Annotated in this window: 5 protein-coding genes; 2 read left to right on the top strand and 3 right to left on the bottom strand. The window is 37.6% G+C overall.

Annotated features, from left to right (window positions below; all coding sequences use genetic code 11):
* Nucleotides 1-43: 43 nt before the first annotated feature.
* Both Anndu_RS10375 and Anndu_RS10370 read left to right on the top strand, forming a co-directional pair.
* Nucleotides 44-1,057, top strand: a complete 1,014-nt coding sequence (locus Anndu_RS10375) for a hydroxyacid dehydrogenase (protein ID WP_464101130.1) — start codon at nt 44-46, stop codon at nt 1,055-1,057.
* Nucleotides 1,058-1,177: 120 nt separating this feature from the next.
* A complete protein-coding gene (locus tag Anndu_RS10370; protein WP_464101129.1) occupies nt 1,178-2,107 on the top strand; it encodes an SAM-dependent methyltransferase in 930 nt (309 codons plus the stop codon).
* On the opposite strand, the gene Anndu_RS10365 is transcribed toward Anndu_RS10370, so the two are convergent.
* From Anndu_RS10365 to Anndu_RS10355, 3 genes are read right to left on the bottom strand one after another with little or no spacing between them, the layout of a single operon-like run.
* Entirely contained in the window at nt 2,104-5,982 is a 3,879-nt protein-coding gene (locus Anndu_RS10365) for a non-ribosomal peptide synthetase (RefSeq protein ID WP_464101128.1), read from the bottom strand. The two genes, Anndu_RS10370 and Anndu_RS10365, sit on opposite strands and share 4 nt — an antisense overlap.
* Nucleotides 5,979-12,404 (bottom strand): amino acid adenylation domain-containing protein, encoded by a 6,426-nt coding sequence (locus tag Anndu_RS10360; RefSeq protein WP_464101127.1) that lies wholly within the window; start codon nt 12,402-12,404, stop codon nt 5,979-5,981. Before Anndu_RS10360 ends, Anndu_RS10365 begins: the two co-directional genes overlap by 4 nt.
* A 13-nt stretch (nt 12,405-12,417) precedes the next feature.
* On the bottom strand, nt 12,418-20,715 hold the full coding sequence (locus Anndu_RS10355) for an amino acid adenylation domain-containing protein (protein WP_464101126.1): 8,298 nt from the start codon (nt 20,713-20,715) through the stop codon (nt 12,418-12,420).
* Between the last annotated feature and the right edge of the window lie 39 nt (nt 20,716-20,754).

The raw sequence follows: 20,754 nt of genomic DNA, 5'->3' as shown, positions 1-20,754 counted from the left end.
CTCCTAGTATTCATTGCTAAATGTTAATTTAAGAAAAATTACTATGACTTCTATTTTGCCAAAAACTCTAACTTTAGAGGGTCAAAAGCACAAGGTTCTTTTAATCGGGAAAATGTACGATGAGGCGGGGGAAAAACTCCTTAAAGAATTTACTGATCTGGAAATTTTATCTAACCCCACACAGGAACAAATTAATCAAGGGATTCAAGAAGTATCTGGGGTTTTTGTTCGTTATCCTAATAAGTTAGATGGCTCATCAATCGGATTAGCAAAAAACTTAAAAGTCATTAGTACATCTGGATTTGGCACGGATTCAATTGATATTGAGGCGGCAACAAAACGGGGAATTGTTGTTGTTAATAATCCTGGGATGTCCACAACTGCGGTGGCTGAACATACCCTATCTATGATTTTAGCTTTGGCCAAAAAGCTTTCTTTTTTGGATCATTGTGTTAAAACGGGTAATTATTTAATTCGCAATCAGATCCAACCGATTCAACTGGAAAATAAAACCCTTGGGATTGTTGGTTTGGGCAGAATTGGAACTTTAGTTGCTCATAAGTGTAATGTGGCATTTGGGATGAAAGTATTGGCTTATGATCCCTACGTTCCGGCTAGTAAAGCGGAATCGGTGGGAGCAAGGTGGGTCAAGGATTTAGACGATCTTTTGGCTGAATCGGATTTTGTGTCTTTACACCCTGAACTTACCAGTGAAACAAGAGAAATGTTTAATCTCAATGTTTTTCAAAAGATGAAACCAACTGCTTTTTTAATTAATACATCTCGTGGCAAAGTGGTCTGTGAGAAGGATTTAGTGGTTGCTCTTGAACAAAAATTGATCGCTGGATGTGGGATGGATGTATTTGAACCTGAACCGCCTTCTTTAGATAATTCCTTATATAATTTTGATCATGTCATTCTCTCTCCTCATTTAGCGGGGGTAACTCCTGAAGCGAGTTTAGCGGCGGCTCTTTCGGCGGCCAATCAAATTTTACAAGTGCTTCAGGGGCAAAAACCCCCTTATTTGATTAATCCTGAAGCTTGGAATCTTGAATGAGGAGATAATAGACTTCTGGCACAAGTCAAAACAAGGGAAAGGTAATAATCATTCATCAAATCTATTAAAGAATTGATTGAATTTGGTTTTTTTATTAATAATTATTAGGAGAATATTAATTTGGAAAATATCGGTAAAATTCCCCTCAAAGATGAATGGCGTAATCGCTGGGCAGTCATCAAACAATTTCTTAAGCATCCGATTCAGGAAATCGCATTTTTGCAAGATAAATTTAACGTTTCTGAACTTTATACTAATATCGCCAAACGGGATCCCCATCTTTATGATCCTAATTATCCCCAATGGCTCAATTTTGGCTATTGGAAGGAGGAAACAACTTATAATGGAGCTTGTGCGGCTTTAGCTCGTAAATTGGCAGAAGTGGGGGAACTAAAAGCTGAGGATCGGCTTTTAGATGTGGGTTTTGGCTTTGCTGAACAGGATTTACTGTGGGTAAGGGAAAATAATGTTAGTTCAATTACTGGGCTAAATACTACACAATTACAGGTGGAAATTGCACAAGAAAGGGTGGCTCAAGCCGGATTAGCCGATCGAATTAAACTTCAAGTTGGCTCGGCTACTCAGATTCCTTTTGCTGACAATTCTTTTGATAAGGTGACGGCTTTAGAATGTGCTTTTCATTTTGACACCCGTGAAGATTTTTTTGCAGAGGCTTTTCGAGTTTTGCGCTCTGGTGGAAAGGTGGCAATCGCTGACTGTTTGCCTAGAGTGGGGCGAGGAATTGATTTTTGGTTAAATGTGAATAGCAAAAAAATGTGTATTCCTTTCGCTAATCAGTATAACCGACATATTTATATCGAAAAACTCAAAAAGTATGGATTTATTAATATCCAAGCTTTACCGATTAGTGAATATGTTTGGCCGGCCATGGTTCATTATTTCGCCCAAATTAGCCAAGGGGTTAGTAAACATGATTTAGTGATCGATCTTCAAAAAGATAACCCCGGCCTTGAAGCTTGGTCAAGGGATCGGGGTTGGTTTATGGCTTTTGATGATTATGTTTTATTTTCAGCACAAAAACCTGATTAATTGTCTTTTTCTGGGCGCAAAATACTCTTAATAATTAGGGCATTTTGTTGAAGATGGGGAGGATCAATCATTTCTCGGTGAACACCAGAGGCATAATGATTGATTCTTTGTGTTTTTGTGGCTTGACTCCAATCGTCTTTGGCTTCATAGTTTCCTTCGGCGCGAATCAGATGAATATTGCCTTGAATTTGCACATTTTTTAAGTCAGTATTCCAGAGAAAATTAAAATATTCCCAGACTTGATGATAAGTGCGATCGCGCAGTTTCTGATTTTCTAAAAAGTAACCTCTTAATTCTTGACGTTTGGGGTTTAATAAGAATGTATCAACCCCTTCTTGAATCTCTGACATCTCGGCTTTTTTTGCTTCACGGCCGCCTCTGTAGGTATCAAGTAAAATGACATCGGAAACCAGTCGCCCCCGATTTTCTAATTGTTGAGCCATTAACATGGCTAAAAAGCCTCCGGCCGAATGTCCCATTAATTTGATCTCTTGATTTTGAGATAATTGATCAATTAATTCTGCGTATTTTTCTAACATTAATTGATCGCTAATATAGCGAAAAGTATAGATAGCATAATCCGTTAAATACTCCGCTAAATTAGCATAGGCGGCGGCAAAACCAAGGGCTGGGGGGAATAAAAAGACGGCCTTTTCTTGCTCTTGATTAAACACAACATAAGGGCGTTCTTTTGGTTGAATATTCATCTCTTGAGCATAGATAATATATTCACTTAATTGGGCAATTGTTGGTTTTTCATAAATCATTGATAACGGAATTTCTATTTCCATTTTTTCATAAATTAAGGCCATAAGATTCATGGCCTGTAATGAATGGCCTCCTAACTCAAAAAAGTTATCATTAACTCCTATTTTCCCTTGTTGTAAAAGTTGTTGCCAAAGGGCGACTAAGTTTGTTTCTGTTTGATTACGGGGGGCTAAATAAGGTGATTCAACCTTGGAAATTTCATCGGGCATTGGTAATTGATGAAAGTCTATTTTTCCGTTAGGATTTAATGGAAAATCTGGCAAGATAATAAAGGCTGAAGGTATCATATAAACGGGCAATTTTTCCTGTAAGAAACGGTGGAAATCTTTAGGAGTTAAAAGTTGATCTTTGATGGTTAAATAGGCAACTAAGCGTTGATTGTTTGGTGTATCTTCTCGCATAATTACAACAGTTTGTTCAACTTGTGGATGACTTTCTAAAACTGTTTCAATTTCTCCTAATTCAATGCGTAATCCTCTCAGCTTGACTTGATTATCAATTCTTCCTAAATATTCAATGTTTCCATCGGGAAGATAGCGAACTAAATCCCCTGTTTTATATAATTTACCCTCTCCAAAAGGATTAGGAATAAATTTTTCAGCAGTCAATTGAGGTTGGTTGAGGTATCCACGAGCTAAACCCATTCCCCCAATATGTAATTCTCCGGCAACTCCAATGGGAACGGGTTTTAAATGACGATCGAGGATGTAAACTTGAACATTTGCAATAGGGCGACCAATGGAAATTGACTCACAATTGGGCTGACAGTGCCAGATCGTAGTGTCAACGGCGGCCTCGGTAGGCCCATAAACATTATATAATTCACAGTTTAATTGTTGAAAAAATCGTTGATTTAATTCATAAGATAAAGCCTCTCCTCCGACAAATAATTGTTTTAAAGAGTGGCAATTTTTAGCGTTGGGATGTTGCAAAAAAACCCGTAAAATTGAGGGAACACAAGTAAAATAAGTTACTTGTTTTTGCACAATTAAATCTATTAAATAATCTAGATCTTGATAGCGATCTGATTTAGTTATGACTAGGGTAGCACCAGAGGTTAAAGACAAGAAAATTTCCCAAACTGAAACATCAAAACTAAAAGCAGTGATTTGAATAGTACAATTTTCAGAGTTAAACTGATTATTATGGATAATAGATTGTATAGTATTACAAATTCCTTTATGAATATTCATTACGCCTTTGGGTTTTCCCGTTGAACCTGAAGTGTAAATCACATAGGCTAGATTTTCTGGGGTAACTTGAGGATTGATATTTTCTTGACTATAATTGGCTATTTTTGACCAATCTGTATCTAAACATAATATTTCGGCTTGATTTTTGGGTAGCAAATTAACTAAAGATTGCTGAGTTAATAGCAGAGAAATTGCTGAGTCGTCCATCATGTAAGCTATGCGCTCAGGGGGATAATTAGGATCTAAAGGAATATAAGCCCCTCCAGCTTTTATAATTCCTAATATGCCAATAATCATCTCAAAAGAACGATTAATAAATATTCCTACTAAAAATTCTGAAGTTACGCCTTTTTCTTGTAAATAATGGGCCAGTTGATTAGCCCGATTATTTAACTCTTGATAGGTCAATTTTTCGTTTTCAAAAATAAGAGCAACTGCTTCAGGATTTTCTTTAACTTTTTGTTCAAATAACTGATGTAAACACAGTTGAGGGTGAGCAATTTCGGTTTGATTCCATTCTATTAATAACTGATGATTTTCTTCGGGTGTTAATAAATTAATCTCGGATAATTGACAATCTGAATTTTGAATTACATTGTTAATAATTTGTAAAAAATGCCCCTTCATTCTGGCAATAGTTTCAGGTAAAAATAAATCTGGTTCATATTCGATTCTTAAAGTGAGATTATTACTATTTTCAAAAAAGCTCCAAGTCATGTCAAATTGAGCCATTCGAGGTTTGAGGGGATAAGATTGATGCTCTAAACCCGGAATTTTTAAGGTAGTTTTGCTTTCTTGACTGAGCAGGGAAAACATCACATCAAAGAGGGGATTTCGTGATAAATCCCTGTCTAAATCAAGTGTGGAAACTAATTTATCAAAAGGATAATCACGATACTCATAAGCATCAAGACAGGTGTTAGTAACTTCGGTTAAAATTTGCTTAAAAGTTGCCCTTTCTGGTAATAAAGTTCTCAAGGCTAAAGTATTAACATAAAATCCGATCTGGTTTTCTAAATCGGGATGATTTCGTGCGCAAATGGGGATGCCAACCACTAGATCCTGTTGCCCCGTATAGCGGTAAAGTAGTATTTTAAAAAAAGTTAATAAGGTAATAAATAAAGTCGTCTGATTTTGAGCCGCAAAAGTTTGTAATTGTTGGCTGAGACTGGGATCAAAACTATAGGTGTAGGAAGCCGCTTGAGCCGATTTTACTTGAGGCCTAGGAAAGTCGATCGGCAAGTTTAAAAGGGGAGGTTGTTGAGCAAAAACATTACACCAATACTCATGTTGTTCTCTGATTTCCTCACTTTCTAGCCACTGATTTTGCCATAGTGCATAATCTTTATACTGTAAGGTAAGGGGGGGTAATTCCGCTTGTTTTTGTTGAGTATAAGCAGAGTATAATGTGAAAAATTCTTGAAAGATAATGTCAAGGGATCGAGCATCGCCAATAATATGATGAACAGTTAAACCAAAGATAAATTCTTCTGAGGTAATCTGCACTAATAAGACTCGCAAAAGGGGCAATTGTTCAAGATTAAAAGGCAAATTTGCGCACTCTTGAATTAAATCATCTGCTAGGGTTTGAGGGTTTTTTTCTCCTCTTAAATCTTTAAAAGTGATAAACTGTTCCGTTGGTATTTCTTCATGAATAACTTGGTGAATATCACCCTTAAAACTGGCAAAAGTTGTGCGCAAAATTTCATGACGATTGACTAATTCTTGAAAAGATTTGGCGAAAATAGAAACATCTAATTTACCCTTAATTCTCATGGCCAATCTAATATTATAAGCACTAGAAAATTCACTGATATGTTGCAAAATCCAAAGCCTTTTTTGACCGTGAGAAACTTCGTAATAATTTTGTTTTTCCGGTGGTTTAATTGAGTTTGATTGTTGTAGATTAATCATTGTTTTTGTCGTGATTGAATTAATAAAGCCTGTTCTTTTAACGTATTATAGGTGAAAATTTCCCGTAATCGCAAGGAAATGCCGAATTGATTGCGGATTTGAGACACTAATCGCATCGCTTTAAGACTATTTCCGCCCAATTCAAAAAATGATTGATTACTGTCAATTACTTCCACTTCTAATAATTCACCCCAAAAAGAAGCTAATAAAGTTTCTTGTTCATTAAAAGCAGGAATTAAGTTAATTGAATGGGAAATATTTTCTTCAGGTTTTGGTAAAGAAAAACGGTTAATTTTGCCATTAGGTAACAAAGGAAATGACTCTAAATGTATTAGAAAACTAGGCTGCATATAAATTGGTAAAAGTTGTTTTAATTTGCCCCTGATGTATTCCTCTTTAACCTGATCTTGTGCTTGATAATAGGCAATTACGGTTACTAATTCTTCTTTTTTATTGGCAATAACAAGAGCTTTTTCTACTCCTTGAATAGAAGTGAGTACATCTTCAATTTCCCCTAATTCAATGCGCACTCCATTTAATTTAATTTGATTGTCACTACGTCCGATCACTTCTAAAGTTAAATCAGGAAGCAGTCGGCCTAAATCTCCTGTTCGATAAACCAGATCCACGCCACCATTCAGAGGATTAGGTACAAAAACTGAGTTAGTTAATTTTTGATCCTGATAATAACCCTTGGTTAAATAAGGCGATTTGATGAAAACCTCCCCGACTTCGCCGATCGCACAGGGACGATCCCCATCAACCACTGCATAAGCCGCATCTGGTAAAGTTTGCCCCCCTGGGACTCGTCCATAAGGGATTTGATCGGGGTTAGGAATACGATAAAAATGTTTAACAAATGTAGTTTCACTCGCTCCATAAATATTAACAAATTCGGTTTGAGAACCAAAAATTTGATGCCATTCAGCTAGTTCTTTAACAAATAAAGGCTCACCTCCTAACACAAAAACTCGCAAATTTTTCAAAAGATTATGAGCATTAGGTAAACTACGCCCCATTTTTAAAAATAGACGCATAACCGAGGGAACAGTGTGCAGTAGATTAATTTCCCATTCTCCTATTTTCAGTAATAAAAGCTCTAAATCTTCTCGCTGTGTACTATCAGGAATATAGAGAGTGCCTCCTGAGCATAAAGTAACACAAGTTTCCCTCAAATAAGCATCAAAATTAATTTGAGCAATTTGTAAACAGCGCCAATTTTGATCAATGGCAAATTCTAATTTTTCCCAATTAATAAAATGGCGCAAACTGCCATGACTGCCTAAAATTGCTTTAGGTTCACCTGTTGAGCCTGAAGTAAACATAATATAATTAGAGTCATCAGCATGAGGCATAAGTAGACCTTCTTTTTGTTGATCTAAGTGTAAAGAAAAGCTTTGATAATCAACACTATTCCACTGATAATATTGCTTAATTTGATGATCATTAACAACTAAAATTAGAGGCGGTTTTTCTAAGGCTAATAATTTAAGTTTTACTGCTTCTAAATTTTCAGTAGCAACTAAAATAATTTCAGGAGAAGTTTTACTAATCATGCGTTGCCAACGCCCTTCAGGTTCATCTAAGCGTAGGGGTAAATAGATTCCTCCTGCTTTAAATATTGCCATCATTCCTATTAGTTGACGGTAATCTCCTTCTAGGATCACTCCACAAACTTTATCTTTTTGAAGGCCTAACTTTTGCAATTGATAAGCCCAAAAATCAGTCAATTCATGTAATTCTTGATAGCTAAAATTTCCTGCTGGATAAATCATTGCAGTTTTATGAGGTTGGGCTTTTACTTGATCAATAAAATCATGGATAACTGTGCGGTTTTCTAAGCGTGGAATAGGATTAATAAAACTTTCTATAAAAGTTATTTCTGTGTCTGATAATAGGGAAACTTTACTGATAGATTGATAGGGATTAGATAACATCTCATTTAACAATTTATCAAAATGAATGAGACATTTTTCCATTCTTTCTGCTTGGAATAAATCGGTGTTATAAATCAGATCTAATTTTAAGTTTTCCTGATCTTCACTAAATACAAAAGAAACATCAAATTTACTGGTTTTAGTAAGAGAATTGAGGGATTTTATTTCTATATTTTCTAAGGCTTGAGGTTGCTCAAAATTTTGTAGTAAAACCAATATATCAAATAAAGGAGTGCGGTTAATTTCTCTGGAAACGGCCAATTCTTCTAATAAAAGATCAAAAGGATAATCAGAATTTTCTAAGGCTTGTGTTACCGTTTCTCGAACTTGTGTTAGTAGATATTTATAGCCCTGTTGGGGTTCAATTTGATCACGAATAACCAAGGTATTAAGAAATAAACCGATTAAAGATTGAAGTTTAGGATGATTTCGAGTAGCAATTTCCGTGCCAATACTAATATCATGTTGACCAGTATAACGATATAATAAAACCTTAACGGCGGCGATCAAGGCGGTAAATAAAGTTATCTGACTTTCATGACAAATTCTTCTTAATTTAGACACAGTTTGAGGTGCAAATGTCCAGCTTAAATGAGATCCCTTAAAAGTTTTAATTTGGGGGCGCTGAAAGTCAGTAGGTAAATGTATTCTAGGAAGTTGGCCATTGTCAAGTTTTTCTCGCCAATAATCTAATTTTTGTTGATGATTTTCGCTTTTCAAAAGAGTATTTTGCCATGTGGCATAATCTTTATATTGTATGGGCAATGACTCTATTTTAGGCTCTAATTCTTGTACTAAATCATGGTAATATTTTAAACATTCTTTAGCTAATAAACCCATTGACCAACCATCACAAATAATATGATGAATTTCTAATAATAATATATATTCCTGATGGTCTAATTGATAAATTTTAGATCGCAAAAGAGGACTATTTTCTAAGTCAAAAGCGATTCTTTCTTTTTCAATTGTTTCCATAATCATATTTTGCGCATTAGGTTGATTGATCAACTCTTGAAATTCAAAATCAAAAGGACGATCTTTGAAGATTTTTTGTTTAGGTTCACCATTAATTAAAACAAAAGAAGTGCGCAAAGATTCATGGCGAGAAATCAATAATTTGAGGGCTTTTTGAAAAGCATCAGGGTTAAATTTTCCTTCTAATTTTAAGATAGAAACAATATGATAAGCAACATTATGAAGATCCATCTGTTGCAAGACAAAAAACCGCTTTTGAGCATGGGATGTTTCGTAGGTTTCCTGTTCAGAAATAAGGGGTATATCCTTTATTGTAAAAGGGCTAACGGAGTTTAATAATTCAGCTTGTTTGGCAATTGTAGGATGGGAAAATACTTGTTTAACCTGCAAAGATTGACCTAATTTTTCTTGAATTTTACTCACTAAAGAAATTGCTTTTAAACTATGGCCTCCCAACTCCAAAAAGTTATCATTAACCCCTATTTTTGAAAGATTAAGAACTTCTTGCCAAATCTGAACTAAGATAGTTTCTTTTTCATTTCTAGGGGGAAGATAGGTTGATTCAATGATTGAACTTTCATCGGGAATAGGTAACTTTTTAAGATCTATTTTTCCATTATTATTTAAGGGAAAATCTGGCAATCTTACCCAGGCCGAAGGAATCATATAAGCAGGGAGTTTTTGTTGTAAAAAGTGACGTAATTCTTTGATATTTAATGAAGCAAATTTACCCACTATATAAGCCACTAATCTTTGATGATCTTCTAAATCTTCTCGTAAAATAACTACTGCTTTTTCCACTTCAGAATGGCTTTCTAAAACCGTTTCAATTTCTCCTAATTCTATTCTTAATCCCCTTAGTTTTACCTGATGATCAATGCGCCCGATAAATTCAATATTTCCATCAGGAAGATAGCGCACTAAATCCCCCGTTTTATATAATTTTGTGTGGGTTTCTTTGGTGCTTTTTTCTGTTAGTTTTTCCCCAAAAAAAGGATTAGGAATAAATTTTTCTTGAGTTAATTCTGGGCGATTGAGATAACCGCGCGCCAAGCCTACACCACTAATATGTAACTCTCCAGGTACACCAATCGGAACAGGTTGTAAATTATGATCTAAAATATAAATTTTAGTATTACTAATGGGCTTCCCAATGGCAGGAGATGACAATTTTTCTTGAGTATCATAACATACTAAACCGGAAGTAGTTGCTACTGTATTTTCTGTGGGTCCATAGTTGTTAAAAAGCTGAAAAGGCATTAACTTAGAAGGGTAATGATGGAGTTTATCTCCACCAGTTGTGATAATTCTGAGGGCTATATTTTGATCCCATTCTAAAAATAACATCTTTTCAACTAGGGGCGTTGGCAAAAAGCTGACTGTAATTTTTTGACTAACTAACCAGTCTCTTAACTCTGGCGGTGTGGATTGCAGGATCTCAGGTTTAACTAAGACTAGAGTGGCACCGGCCGTTAAACAAGGCCATAACTCCCAAACCGTTGCATCAAAAGCGATGTTTGCTAGTTGAGTCGTTTTGTCTAAAGAGCTTATTTTAAAAGCATCTTGATACCAACAAATTAAATTAATTAACCCCCGATGATTAATTAATACCCCTTTCGGTTTACCTGTTGAGCCTGATGTATAAATAACATAGGCTAAATTGTCCGAATTGGTAATTTTAAGAGGATTTTTAGAGCTATAATTAGCTATTTTAGCCCAATCACGATCTAAACATAATAATTGAGCGCTAGTTTCTGGCAGAAAATTGAGGAGGGATTGCTGAGTTAAAATCAGAGAAACATCTGAATCTGCAAGAATATCAGCTAAACGAGCTTGAGGATAATTGGGATCTAAAGGCACATAAGCCCCCCCCGACTTCAGAATGGCTAACAACCCGATCACCATTTCTAGGGAGCGTTCCATCAAAATTCCTACTAAAACCTCTGATTTTACTCCTTTTTCCCGTAAATAATGGGCGACTTGATTGGCACGATTATTTAATTCTTGATAAGTTAATTTTTGTTCATCATAAATAATCGCTATTTTATCAGGATAATGATTAACTTGATTCTCAAATAACTCTATGAAAGATGTATCTAAAGGATAATCAACCTCAGTATTATTCCATTCTATTAATAATTGATTTCGTTCTTGTGGAGTTAAGAGAGGTAATTGTGTTATTGGTTGATTATGATGGGTAATAATAGCAGATAAAATAGTCTGTAAATGTCCGGCCATGCGCTCGATCGTATCCTCAGCAAAACGGCTAGTATCATAGATTAATTTAAGCATTAACTCCTGATTAGGAATGGCCGCCACCGTCAAAGGATAATTAGTTTCCTCAAAATTTTCCACCCCACTCACCTTGAAAACTTGATCCGAATTTTCCGAGATTGCATCTCTTGGATAATTTTCAAAGATGACCAAACTCTCAAATAAAGGCACTCCGGGTGCAACGTCACTCATTCTCTGCACCTCAGCCAAAGGGCTGTAAGCATAATCCTGAAGTTCGGCCGATAAATGCTGTATTTTTTCTAACCAAGGTAAAACTAAATCAGATTCATTAATTGAGAGGCGTAGAGGTAAAGTATTAATAAATAATCCTACCATATTCCCTACCCCCGCCAAATTATGAGGCCGTCCCGAAACCGTAACCCCAAATAAGACTTCTGACTCCCCACTGTAACGACTCAAGAGGATGCCCCAAGCGGCCTGCACTAGAGTAGATAAAGTCAGATTATGGTTTTGTGCTAAGGATTGTAGTTTTTCAGTAATAGAAGGGGATAAATAACAGTTAAACTCTTGATAATTGGGCTTTTGAGGCGATTTAATAAACTGAGTTCGTTCTACTCTTAAAGGGGTAGGAGTGGTAAAACCTTTGAGAGTTTGCCGCCAAAAATCCTCAGCAACGGAGGGATTTTGTTCTTTTAACCAAGCAATATAATCTTGGTAGGGGCGGGGCGAGGGAAGATCATAATTTTTCCCTTGAGTCAAAGCTTGATAAAAAGCTAAAACCTCTTGATAAATAATCGGCAAACTCCAACCGTCAAGAATGATATGATGGCGATTCCAGAGGAACTTATAGACTTGATCTGATAACTGGATCAGATGACACCGCATTAAAGGCGCAACCTTAAAATCAAACCCTTGTTTGCGCTCGTTTTCCAATAGGAGATCTAAACGCTTTTGTTGTTGATGAGGGGACAGATCACGCCAATCTATGACATACCAAGGTAATTCTACCTGTTTTCGCACAACTTGCAAAGGTTGTTCCCGTTTTTCCCAAAGAAACAAAGTCCTTAAGACGGCATAACGGCCGACTACCTTTTCCCATGCCTGTTTAAAGGCCGTAACATTAACTTCTCCCTCAAGAGTAATCAAGGTTTGGGTACAATAAACCCCTGCATCGGGAGTATAAAGACTGTGAAAGAGCATCCCCTCCTGCATCGGAGACAGAGGGTAAATAGACTCCACATTTTTGGCGACTTGAGTTTTTTGGGATACCATGAGCGAATGTTTTTTAAATGTCAATTTCTTCCAGAATATCATCTAAATGTTGTTGATTCAAATTGGCCAAGGGAAAATCTGAAGGGGTATAACCTCCAGCTTCGGGGGAAAGGCAATGATCAATCAACTTAAGTAAAGCATCTCGATAGCTATTGATTAAATATTCTACGGTGGACGCTTTATAGATGCGATCACTATAAGTCCAGCTTACTTGTAATTGTCCATCTAAGACTCTAGCGGTAATCTCTAATAAATGGGTGCGATTACTTTTAAGACTATGTAAAGTGCCGGATGACTCAGGGGCTAACTTCCAAGCTTCTTTTTCCATTGTGCTTTGATCAAATTGACCTAAATAATTAAAAACAAGCTCCCTTGGGGGAAGATCCGCCATTAATTCCCTAATGTTAGGATCAGGGCTTAAATAACGTAACATTCCATAGCCAACCCCTCGATCGGGAATCTGGCGCAACTGCTCTTTAATAGACTTAAGCCCCTCTGGGAGTTGATCATGGTCACATCGCAAAACTACGGGAAAAAGACTGGTAAACCACCCCACTGTTCGTGATAAGTCCACTTCCGAGAATAAGTCTTCCCTGCCATGGCCTTCTAAGTCAAGGGCTATGACCGGATTTTGCGTCCATTGTGTCAAAGTTTGCGCCAAAGCCGTTAATAACACATCATTAATTTGGGTATTGTAAGCAGAAGGCACTACTTGTAACAGATTGCGGGTTTGTTGCTCATCAAGGGTAATGGTGAGATTAACCGCAGTTTCTACCTTATTATTGTGTTTTCCCTGTTCATCATCCACTGGTAAAGGTTTTACCTCTGACCAAGGCCGGTTTAACCAGTAATCTAACTGCGATCGCATTTCTTTTTGTCTCAGAAGTTGCGCCCAATCTTGAAAAGACACCGTTTTTGGTGGTAATTGGGGTTTTTCTCCCTTTTCTAGCTGATAATAAGCATTAACTAAATCTTCCAACAAAATACGCCAAGAAACGCCGTCAACCGCCAAATGGTGAATAATAATCAGTAAACGGTGGCCTTGATTTTGGCCAGTAAATAACACCACTTTAACCAACTGCCCAGACTCAAGACTTAAGCTTCCCTGTTGAGTAGTCGCTATTGCTTCAAGAGTTTTTGCCTTTTGGGAAGGGGGAACATGGGCTAAGTCCACCACCTCAAAAGGCACATCCCCAACCATTCCTTCGTTGACTTGTTGCCATTGCCCTTCGCAATAGCTAAAGCGTAAGCGCAAAGCGTCATGGTGTTCTAGTAATTTTCTCAAAGATTGGCTCAACAAATCCCCCTTAACGTGATCGGGAATTTCTAAAAGGACGGATTGATTAAAATGGTGCATTTCCTCCCGATTTTGCTCAAAAAACCACTCTTGAATGGGAGTCATAGGTATAATTCCAGTTACCAAGCCCTGTTTGCCCCGAACTACGGTACAATCATCCGCCACTGTGGCCAATTCTGCAAGGCTTGGATATTGGAAGATCTGTCTGGGGGTAATTTTCAAGCCTCCTTGACGTGCTAAAGCCACCACTTGAATACTCAAAATCGAATCGCCTCCAATTTCAAAAAAGCGATCATAACGGCTCACCTGTTTAACCCCTAACACATCCTGCCAAATTTGCGCCAAAAACTGCTCATTTTTAGTTTGGGGTGCAACAAATTCCTGCTTACTTGTGAGGGTCATTTCAGGTTCTGGTAACTTTTGGCGATCGACTTTTCCATTAGGGGTAAGGGGGAGAGCATCTAAGAACACCCACAAAGCCGGAATCATATAATCGGGTAATTTTGCTCGTAAAAAACGGCGTAAATCCTCGGTATTAATTTTTTCTTGATCCCCTGCTAGATAGGCGACTAATCTTTTATTTCCTTGATGATCTTCCCAAACCCTCACAACTGTTTTAAGTTCTTGGGGGTAAGTCTCTAGGGTGGCTTCAATTTCCCCTAATTCAATGCGAAAACCGCGCAATTTAACCTGATTATCACAGCGCCCTAAAAATTCAAGATTGCCATTAGGTAAATACCGAGCTAAATCCCCCGTTTTATAGAGTTTGAGGGAACTGTTCTCAACCTCCTCAACAAAAGGATTATTAATAAATTTCTGGGTTGTTAACTCAGGTTGGTTCAAATAACACCGTGCTAAACCCTCACCGCCAATATATAATTCTCCCATCGTACCCATCGGAACGGGCAACAATAAAGAATCGAGAATATAGACTTGAGTATTAGCAATGGGGCGGCCGATGTTCGGTTGGTCAGTAGCGCCCTTCTTAACGAGGCTAAAAGTGGAATAGGTGGTGTCTTCTGATGGCCCATAGAGGTTGTAAACCTTTTCTATGGTTTCCTGTTGATAAAGTTTTTGGGGTAAATAGTTTGATAGGGGTTCTCCGGCAAGGTTTACCGTTCCCACCGTCTCAGGGATATTGCCGATCAATTGGGCGATCGCCGTTGGTACGGTGTTAATTAATGTCACCTCATCGGCGGCCTTTAAATTCGGTAATTCCAGAGCATTCTGAGCCATGATAATCTTACCCCCCACTGCTAAGGGTAAAAATAGCTCAAATACTGACAAATCAAAACAAATAGAAGTAGAGGCTAATACCCCCGTCAATTCTTGCTGAGTAAAGACTTGTTTCGCCCAATTAATGAGGGTAGAAGTGCTATGATGCTCAATTACCACCCCTTTTGGTCTGCCCGTTGAGCCTGAAGTATAAATTACATAGGCGCAATGACTCAAATTAACACCAGAATCAACATTTTCACAACTTTCTAGGGCTATTTTCTCTTTTTGCCCATCTAAGCTCACTATCTCTCCATGATAATCCGGTAAGCTCCCGATTACTTTCTCTTGCGTGAGCAAAACGCAAACCTCAGAATCTTTTAAAATCAGATCGAGGCGCGAAAGTGGATAAGCTGGATCTAAGGGAATATAAGCCCCTCCCGCCTTCAGAATAGCCAATAAACCGATCACCATGTCTAGGGATCTTTCTAAGCAAATTCCCACTAAAAACTCTGGTTTTACTCCTTTTTTCCGTAAAAAATGCCCTAATTGATTGGCTTTTTGATTAAGTTGGTCATAGGTTAAGCGTTCATTTTGATCAACAATTGCGATCGCATCTGGAGACCTTTTCACCTGTGCCTCAAACCATTCATGAATACAATGATCTGGGGTTTGATTTTGAGTTTGATTCCATTGTCTTAATAATAAATGCCGTTCTCGATCGCCAAGCAAACAATAATTTTCATAAGGTTCTAAAGCTTGAGTGGCAATCGTGGAGAGGGTTTTTTCATAATAGCCACCAATTAACTCCATTTGCTTTTCCCCTAAATAATTCCCATCATATTTAAGGGTAAGTTCCACTTCAGAGGATAGGGGATGAAGGCTAAAATTGGCTAGTAAAGTAAAATTAGTTTGATTATAAAATTTACCTCCCAATACCTCTAAATCTTCTATGCCGATAATACTTTGATAAACATGAAAATGGATAAAATTAAACGCTGTATCAAATAAAGAATGAGAGCCTAAAGACTTCTGTAATTCAGCAAGGGGGTATCGGCGCCATGACAAACACTCTCTTTCTGTTTCAAAAGTTTGCTTAATTAAATCGCTCCAAGTGCCTCCAGACAAATTTAAACGTAAAGGTAAAGTATTCAAAAATAAGCCTAAAACCCTTTCCCCGTCCGTATCTTCCAAACGTCCATTAGAAACTAACCCTGTGACAACGTCTTTTTGATTATTTAATAAACTAAGAACTCTGAAATGAGCGGCTAATAAAACGCTTTTTAGGGGAACTCCTACTTGTTTACTCAATTGTTTTAACTTTTGAGAAACCTCAGCCGAGATAGGCACAACCCAATTCCAATCCTGATCCCTTTCTTGAGATTTTGACCATTGAGGAAGCTTTGTCAGGGTAACATTTTTCAGCTTTTCGTGCCAATAATTACGACAATCCTCAGATTGTAAAATTTTCTTTTCCAAAGCCACAAAATCACGGAACTCAAGCTCAGGTGGTGGTGACAGGGGCAAAACATTTTTATCAATCAAATAAAGATATTGCTGTAACAACTCAGTCAATAAAGAAGCCACACTCCAACCATCCAAAATAGAATGATGAAAGCTAAATGTTAAATTAAAAGTTTCTGCACTGCGCCGATGAAGATGAAAGCGAAGTAAAGGGGGAGTCGCCCAGTCAAAAGGCCGGTTTTTCTCTTGTTCAATCCAATCATCAATCACCGCCTCTTGTTCAAAAGTTGATAAATGAGTTAGATCCTCAACGCTTAAAGGCAGATCAACCTGCTCATAAACCAATTGTAACGGCTCTTGGTAGTCCGTCAGTGCAAAGGCTGTGCGTAAGATGCCGTGACGGCCGACTACCTCTTTAATGGCAGTGTGGAAAGCGGGAAAATTGAAATCTGCGCGAATATGATAGGTAAAAACATCATGATAAACTGCTTCTTGGGATTCACTATGGAAGATCATGCCTAACTGTAAAGCCGTTAGGGGATAAGCGTCCACTATTGGCGCAGGTAAATTGGCTCGATCTTCTGAAAGTAGGGAAAAAGGCTCTGTTTTTTCAGTGGCCACACAGGTCATTTCTTGGCTGACTAAATTGGCTAATTCTTGGATGGTTTGATGTTGTAATAATTGGGGTAGGGTAAAATTAAAACCCATCGCGCGCGCCCTTGCAATTACTTGTATGCCTCGAATGGAGTCGCCCCCAAGTTCAAAAAAGTTATCATGAATGCCCACTTGTTCAACTCCCAAAACTTCCGCCCAAATTACGGCTAAGATTTCCTCAAGAGGGGTACAAGGTGCGACAAAATTATCCCCTAACTCTAAGCGTATTTTTTGTGGAGAGGGTAAAGCCCTGCGGTCAATTTTGCCGTTATGGGTTAAGGGGATGGCATCTAATAGTACAAACGCATTCGGAATCATATATTCCGGCAGTTGAGTTTGAAGATCACGGCGCAGTTGGGGGATCAATTGGCTGTTTAAATTAGATTGTAAGGGATGATTAGCGTAGAGATGCCATTGTGCTTTAAGAGGGGGAGAAAGGGAGAAAAGCTGACAGGAAATTTGAGGTTGGGTAAAAATAACATCGTAGGTGTCAATGGTATTTGATAAAGTCACCCTGACAAAATAGGATAATTCCTCTCCTAAACTCCAAAAAATGGACGGATCTTGACCATCTTCTCGGCTTATGGTGGAGATCATCTCTTTTAAATCGCCCAAATTCTCTAAATCTTGGGGATTTTTGAGCAAATCTGCACATTTTAAAGGTTTAACTAAACGAGCATTAGGAACTCCTCGCACCCATAAAATTTGGGGATGGGTACAAATTAGCTCATTTTTGATCTCACTGAGGTTGGTTGATTGCCAGTTTAACTCTTGAATGGCGGGACTAGGCTCCATCAAAGTTTTAGTATGGAGGACAACATTATAACGGAATTGACTTAACTCATTTTGAGAGCCGCGCTCTAGTTGAATTTCTACATCATTAATCTGAGGAAAATAGTCTTTTATTGCCTTAAAGAAATCAGGATCTATTAATAATTCATTTTCTTGTTCAATTTTTCTGTATATACGCTGTTTTAATTGGCTGATGGAAGTGTCAGGACTGGCTTTTTCAAATTCTACGTCAGCCTGAAAAGCTTCCATCAATTGCAAATTGCGCACATCCCCAAGGAAAATACACCCCCCCGGTGCTAGTACCTTAAGCCCCCCTTCTAACACCCTTAATAAGTAGTCAATATGAGGGAAATACTGCACAACCGAGTTAAGGATAATCGTGTCAAATTTGTGAGCCTCTAAACCCTCAAAATTATCCGCTCCACGCTGTAATAACGTCACTTGAGTGGAGAGGGGTTGACTCAACTGTTGACGGATGTAGTCTAGGGCAACTGATGAAATATCCGTTCCCCAGTAGTGGCCACAATGGGGGGCAACTTGGAATAAAATTAAGCCTGTTCCACAACCAATTTCAAGCACGTTTTGAGGTTTACTGTGGAGAATGGTTTTAACTTTATCCTCAAGCCATTCGGCCATTTCTTCCGCTGGGATCGGTTGTCCATTATAACTACTATTCCAGCCCACAATGTTAAACATTGGGGAAGATTGGGGGGATATTTGGCTATAGGTCTCGTTGTAAAGGTTTTGCCATTGGCCGACTTGAGCATCGAATAGTTGCCCTTGTTGTTTGTGGGGTACAACATAAGCAATCAAGGTTTTACTGCCAGTTTCGGCTTCATGAGCGATGACTACGGCCTGTTCTACGGCGGGATGTTGGCTGAGGGTGGTTTCAACCTCTCCTAACTCAATGCGAAAACCTCTGATCTTAACTTGGTAGTCAATGCGCCCCAAAAATTCAATATTCCCATCGGGTAAATATCGCGCTAAATCTCCGGTTTTATACAATTTTGAACTGATTGCTCCCCCATCCTTCGTTTTAAAGGGATTATCAATAAATTTCTGGGCGGTTAGTTCTGGACGATTGAGATAGCCACGCGCTAAACCGATCCCCCCAATGTGCAGTTCTCCCACCATTCCCACGGGGACTGGTTGTAAATCGGCGTTAAGAATGTAAATCTGAGTGTTGGCAATGGGGCGGCCTATGGGTACGATCGAGCGTTGGGAGTCGGGTAAACAAGGCCAATAGGTGACATCAATGGCCGCTTCTGTGGGGCCATAGAGGTTCTGGAGTTCACAGTTAAAATGTTCAAAAAATGATTGTGTTATGTCTAAGGTTAGGGCTTCACCGCTACAAATGACTCTTTGAAGGCAATTACATTTTTCTAGCCCCGGTTCTTGTAAAAATACCCGCAACATTGAGGGGACAAAATGAAGGGTTGTAATTTGTTGCGCTTGGATTAATTTAATTAAATAGGTACTATCTTTATGACCTTCGGGCTTGGCTACCACTAGGGTGGCTCCGGCCAATAAAGGCCAAAAAAATTCCCACACCGACACATCAAAACTGAAGGGGGTTTTTTGTAAGATGCGATCGCTTGGGGTAAGGTGATAAGTTTCTTGCATCCATAACAAGCGGTTTTTAATTCCTTGATGGGTGTTCATTGCACCTTTAGGCTTCCCAGTAGAACCTGAAGTATAAATTACATAGGCTAAATTTTCCCCCGTTACACCGCTATTACAATTGTCTTGATTTTCTTGAATAATTGTTGGCCAATCTGTATCTAAACAGATAACAATTCCCTGATATTGTGCTAATAATTCTCTGTTAAATTGATCGGTAATGATTATTTTTAGTTGGGTATCTTCTAAGAGATAATTTAAGCGCTCTTGAGGATAATTTGGATCTAACGGAACGTAAGCTCCTCCTGCTTTTAAAATTCCCAATAATCCCACTACCATTTCTAAGGATCGCTCTAAGCAAATTCCTACTAATTCTTCTGATTTTACCCCTAATTTTTGTAAGTAATGGCCTAGTTGATTGGCTTTTTGATTTAATTGTTGATAGGTTAATTCTTGATTTTCAAAAACTACCGCAATTTGAGAGGGAAAAAGTTTGACTTGCTCCTCAAATAGTTCATGAATCAATTGTTTTTGCGGATATTCAATTGTCGTATTATTCCAGTTTTTGAGCAATTGTTCTTTTTCTGGATCGGTTAATATGTCAATTTCTGATAAATTTAGATCGGGATTATTGGTTACAATTTCTAAAATGTTACAGAAATGTAGTAACATTCTCTTAATTATATCTTGAGAAAAAGTATCTTGAGAAAAAGTTACACCAACCTCATGATCATGCTCTGAAATTGTAAAAATTAATTGAAAATTATCTAGGGAAACAATATTACTAGAAAACCCTTCTTTGATCACGCAAACATCAAAAATTTGATTAAGATTACCCCCCCTTGCTAAAAAAGTTTTAACTAAATTTTCTATAGTATAATTCTGATGACGATAACCTTCTTGTAAATCTCTACGAATAATTTTTAATAATTCTTTAAATGAAATAACATTTTGTCGCTCGAATTTGCAAAAGATCAGGCTATCCGCCTTGTCTGTATTGATGGCGCTCGTAGCTGTAACAAACTCAATTTGTCCTGTATATTTAAACATTAAAACTTGGACAATCGCCAAATATAATGCTAATTTATTAATGGGATTTTTAGCGGTTAAATCATTAATTTTTTCCCGTAAATTTTCAGATATAATTTCAATAATGTGATCTTGTTGTTTAATTAGATCATGATTGACAGTATTAAATAAAGGGGTTACTGGATCTATTTCCTGAATTTGCTGAATTTGATAATCTATTGAAATGAGATTTGTTTCCATCACTGCTTTAACTTTGTCTGTAATAGGTACACAATATTG

Source organism: Annamia dubia NIES-4383, assembly GCF_055394725.1.
Note: the sequence above shows the minus strand (reverse complement) of the source record. Positions and strands in the feature narration are given on the sequence as shown.

Bases quoted from the DNA above. Each gene is read 5' to 3' on its own strand.
- Anndu_RS10375 (WP_464101130.1), top strand. From the start codon at position 44: ATGACTTCTATTTTGCCAAAAACTCTAACTTTAGAGGGTCAAAAGCAC.
- Anndu_RS10355 (WP_464101126.1), bottom strand. From the start codon at position 20,715: ATGGAAACAAATCTCATTTCAATAGATTATCAAATTCAGCAAATTCAG.
- Anndu_RS10360 (WP_464101127.1), bottom strand. From the start codon at position 12,404: ATGGTATCCCAAAAAACTCAAGTCGCCAAAAATGTGGAGTCTATTTAC.
- Anndu_RS10365 (WP_464101128.1), bottom strand. From the start codon at position 5,982: ATGATTAATCTACAACAATCAAACTCAATTAAACCACCGGAAAAACAA.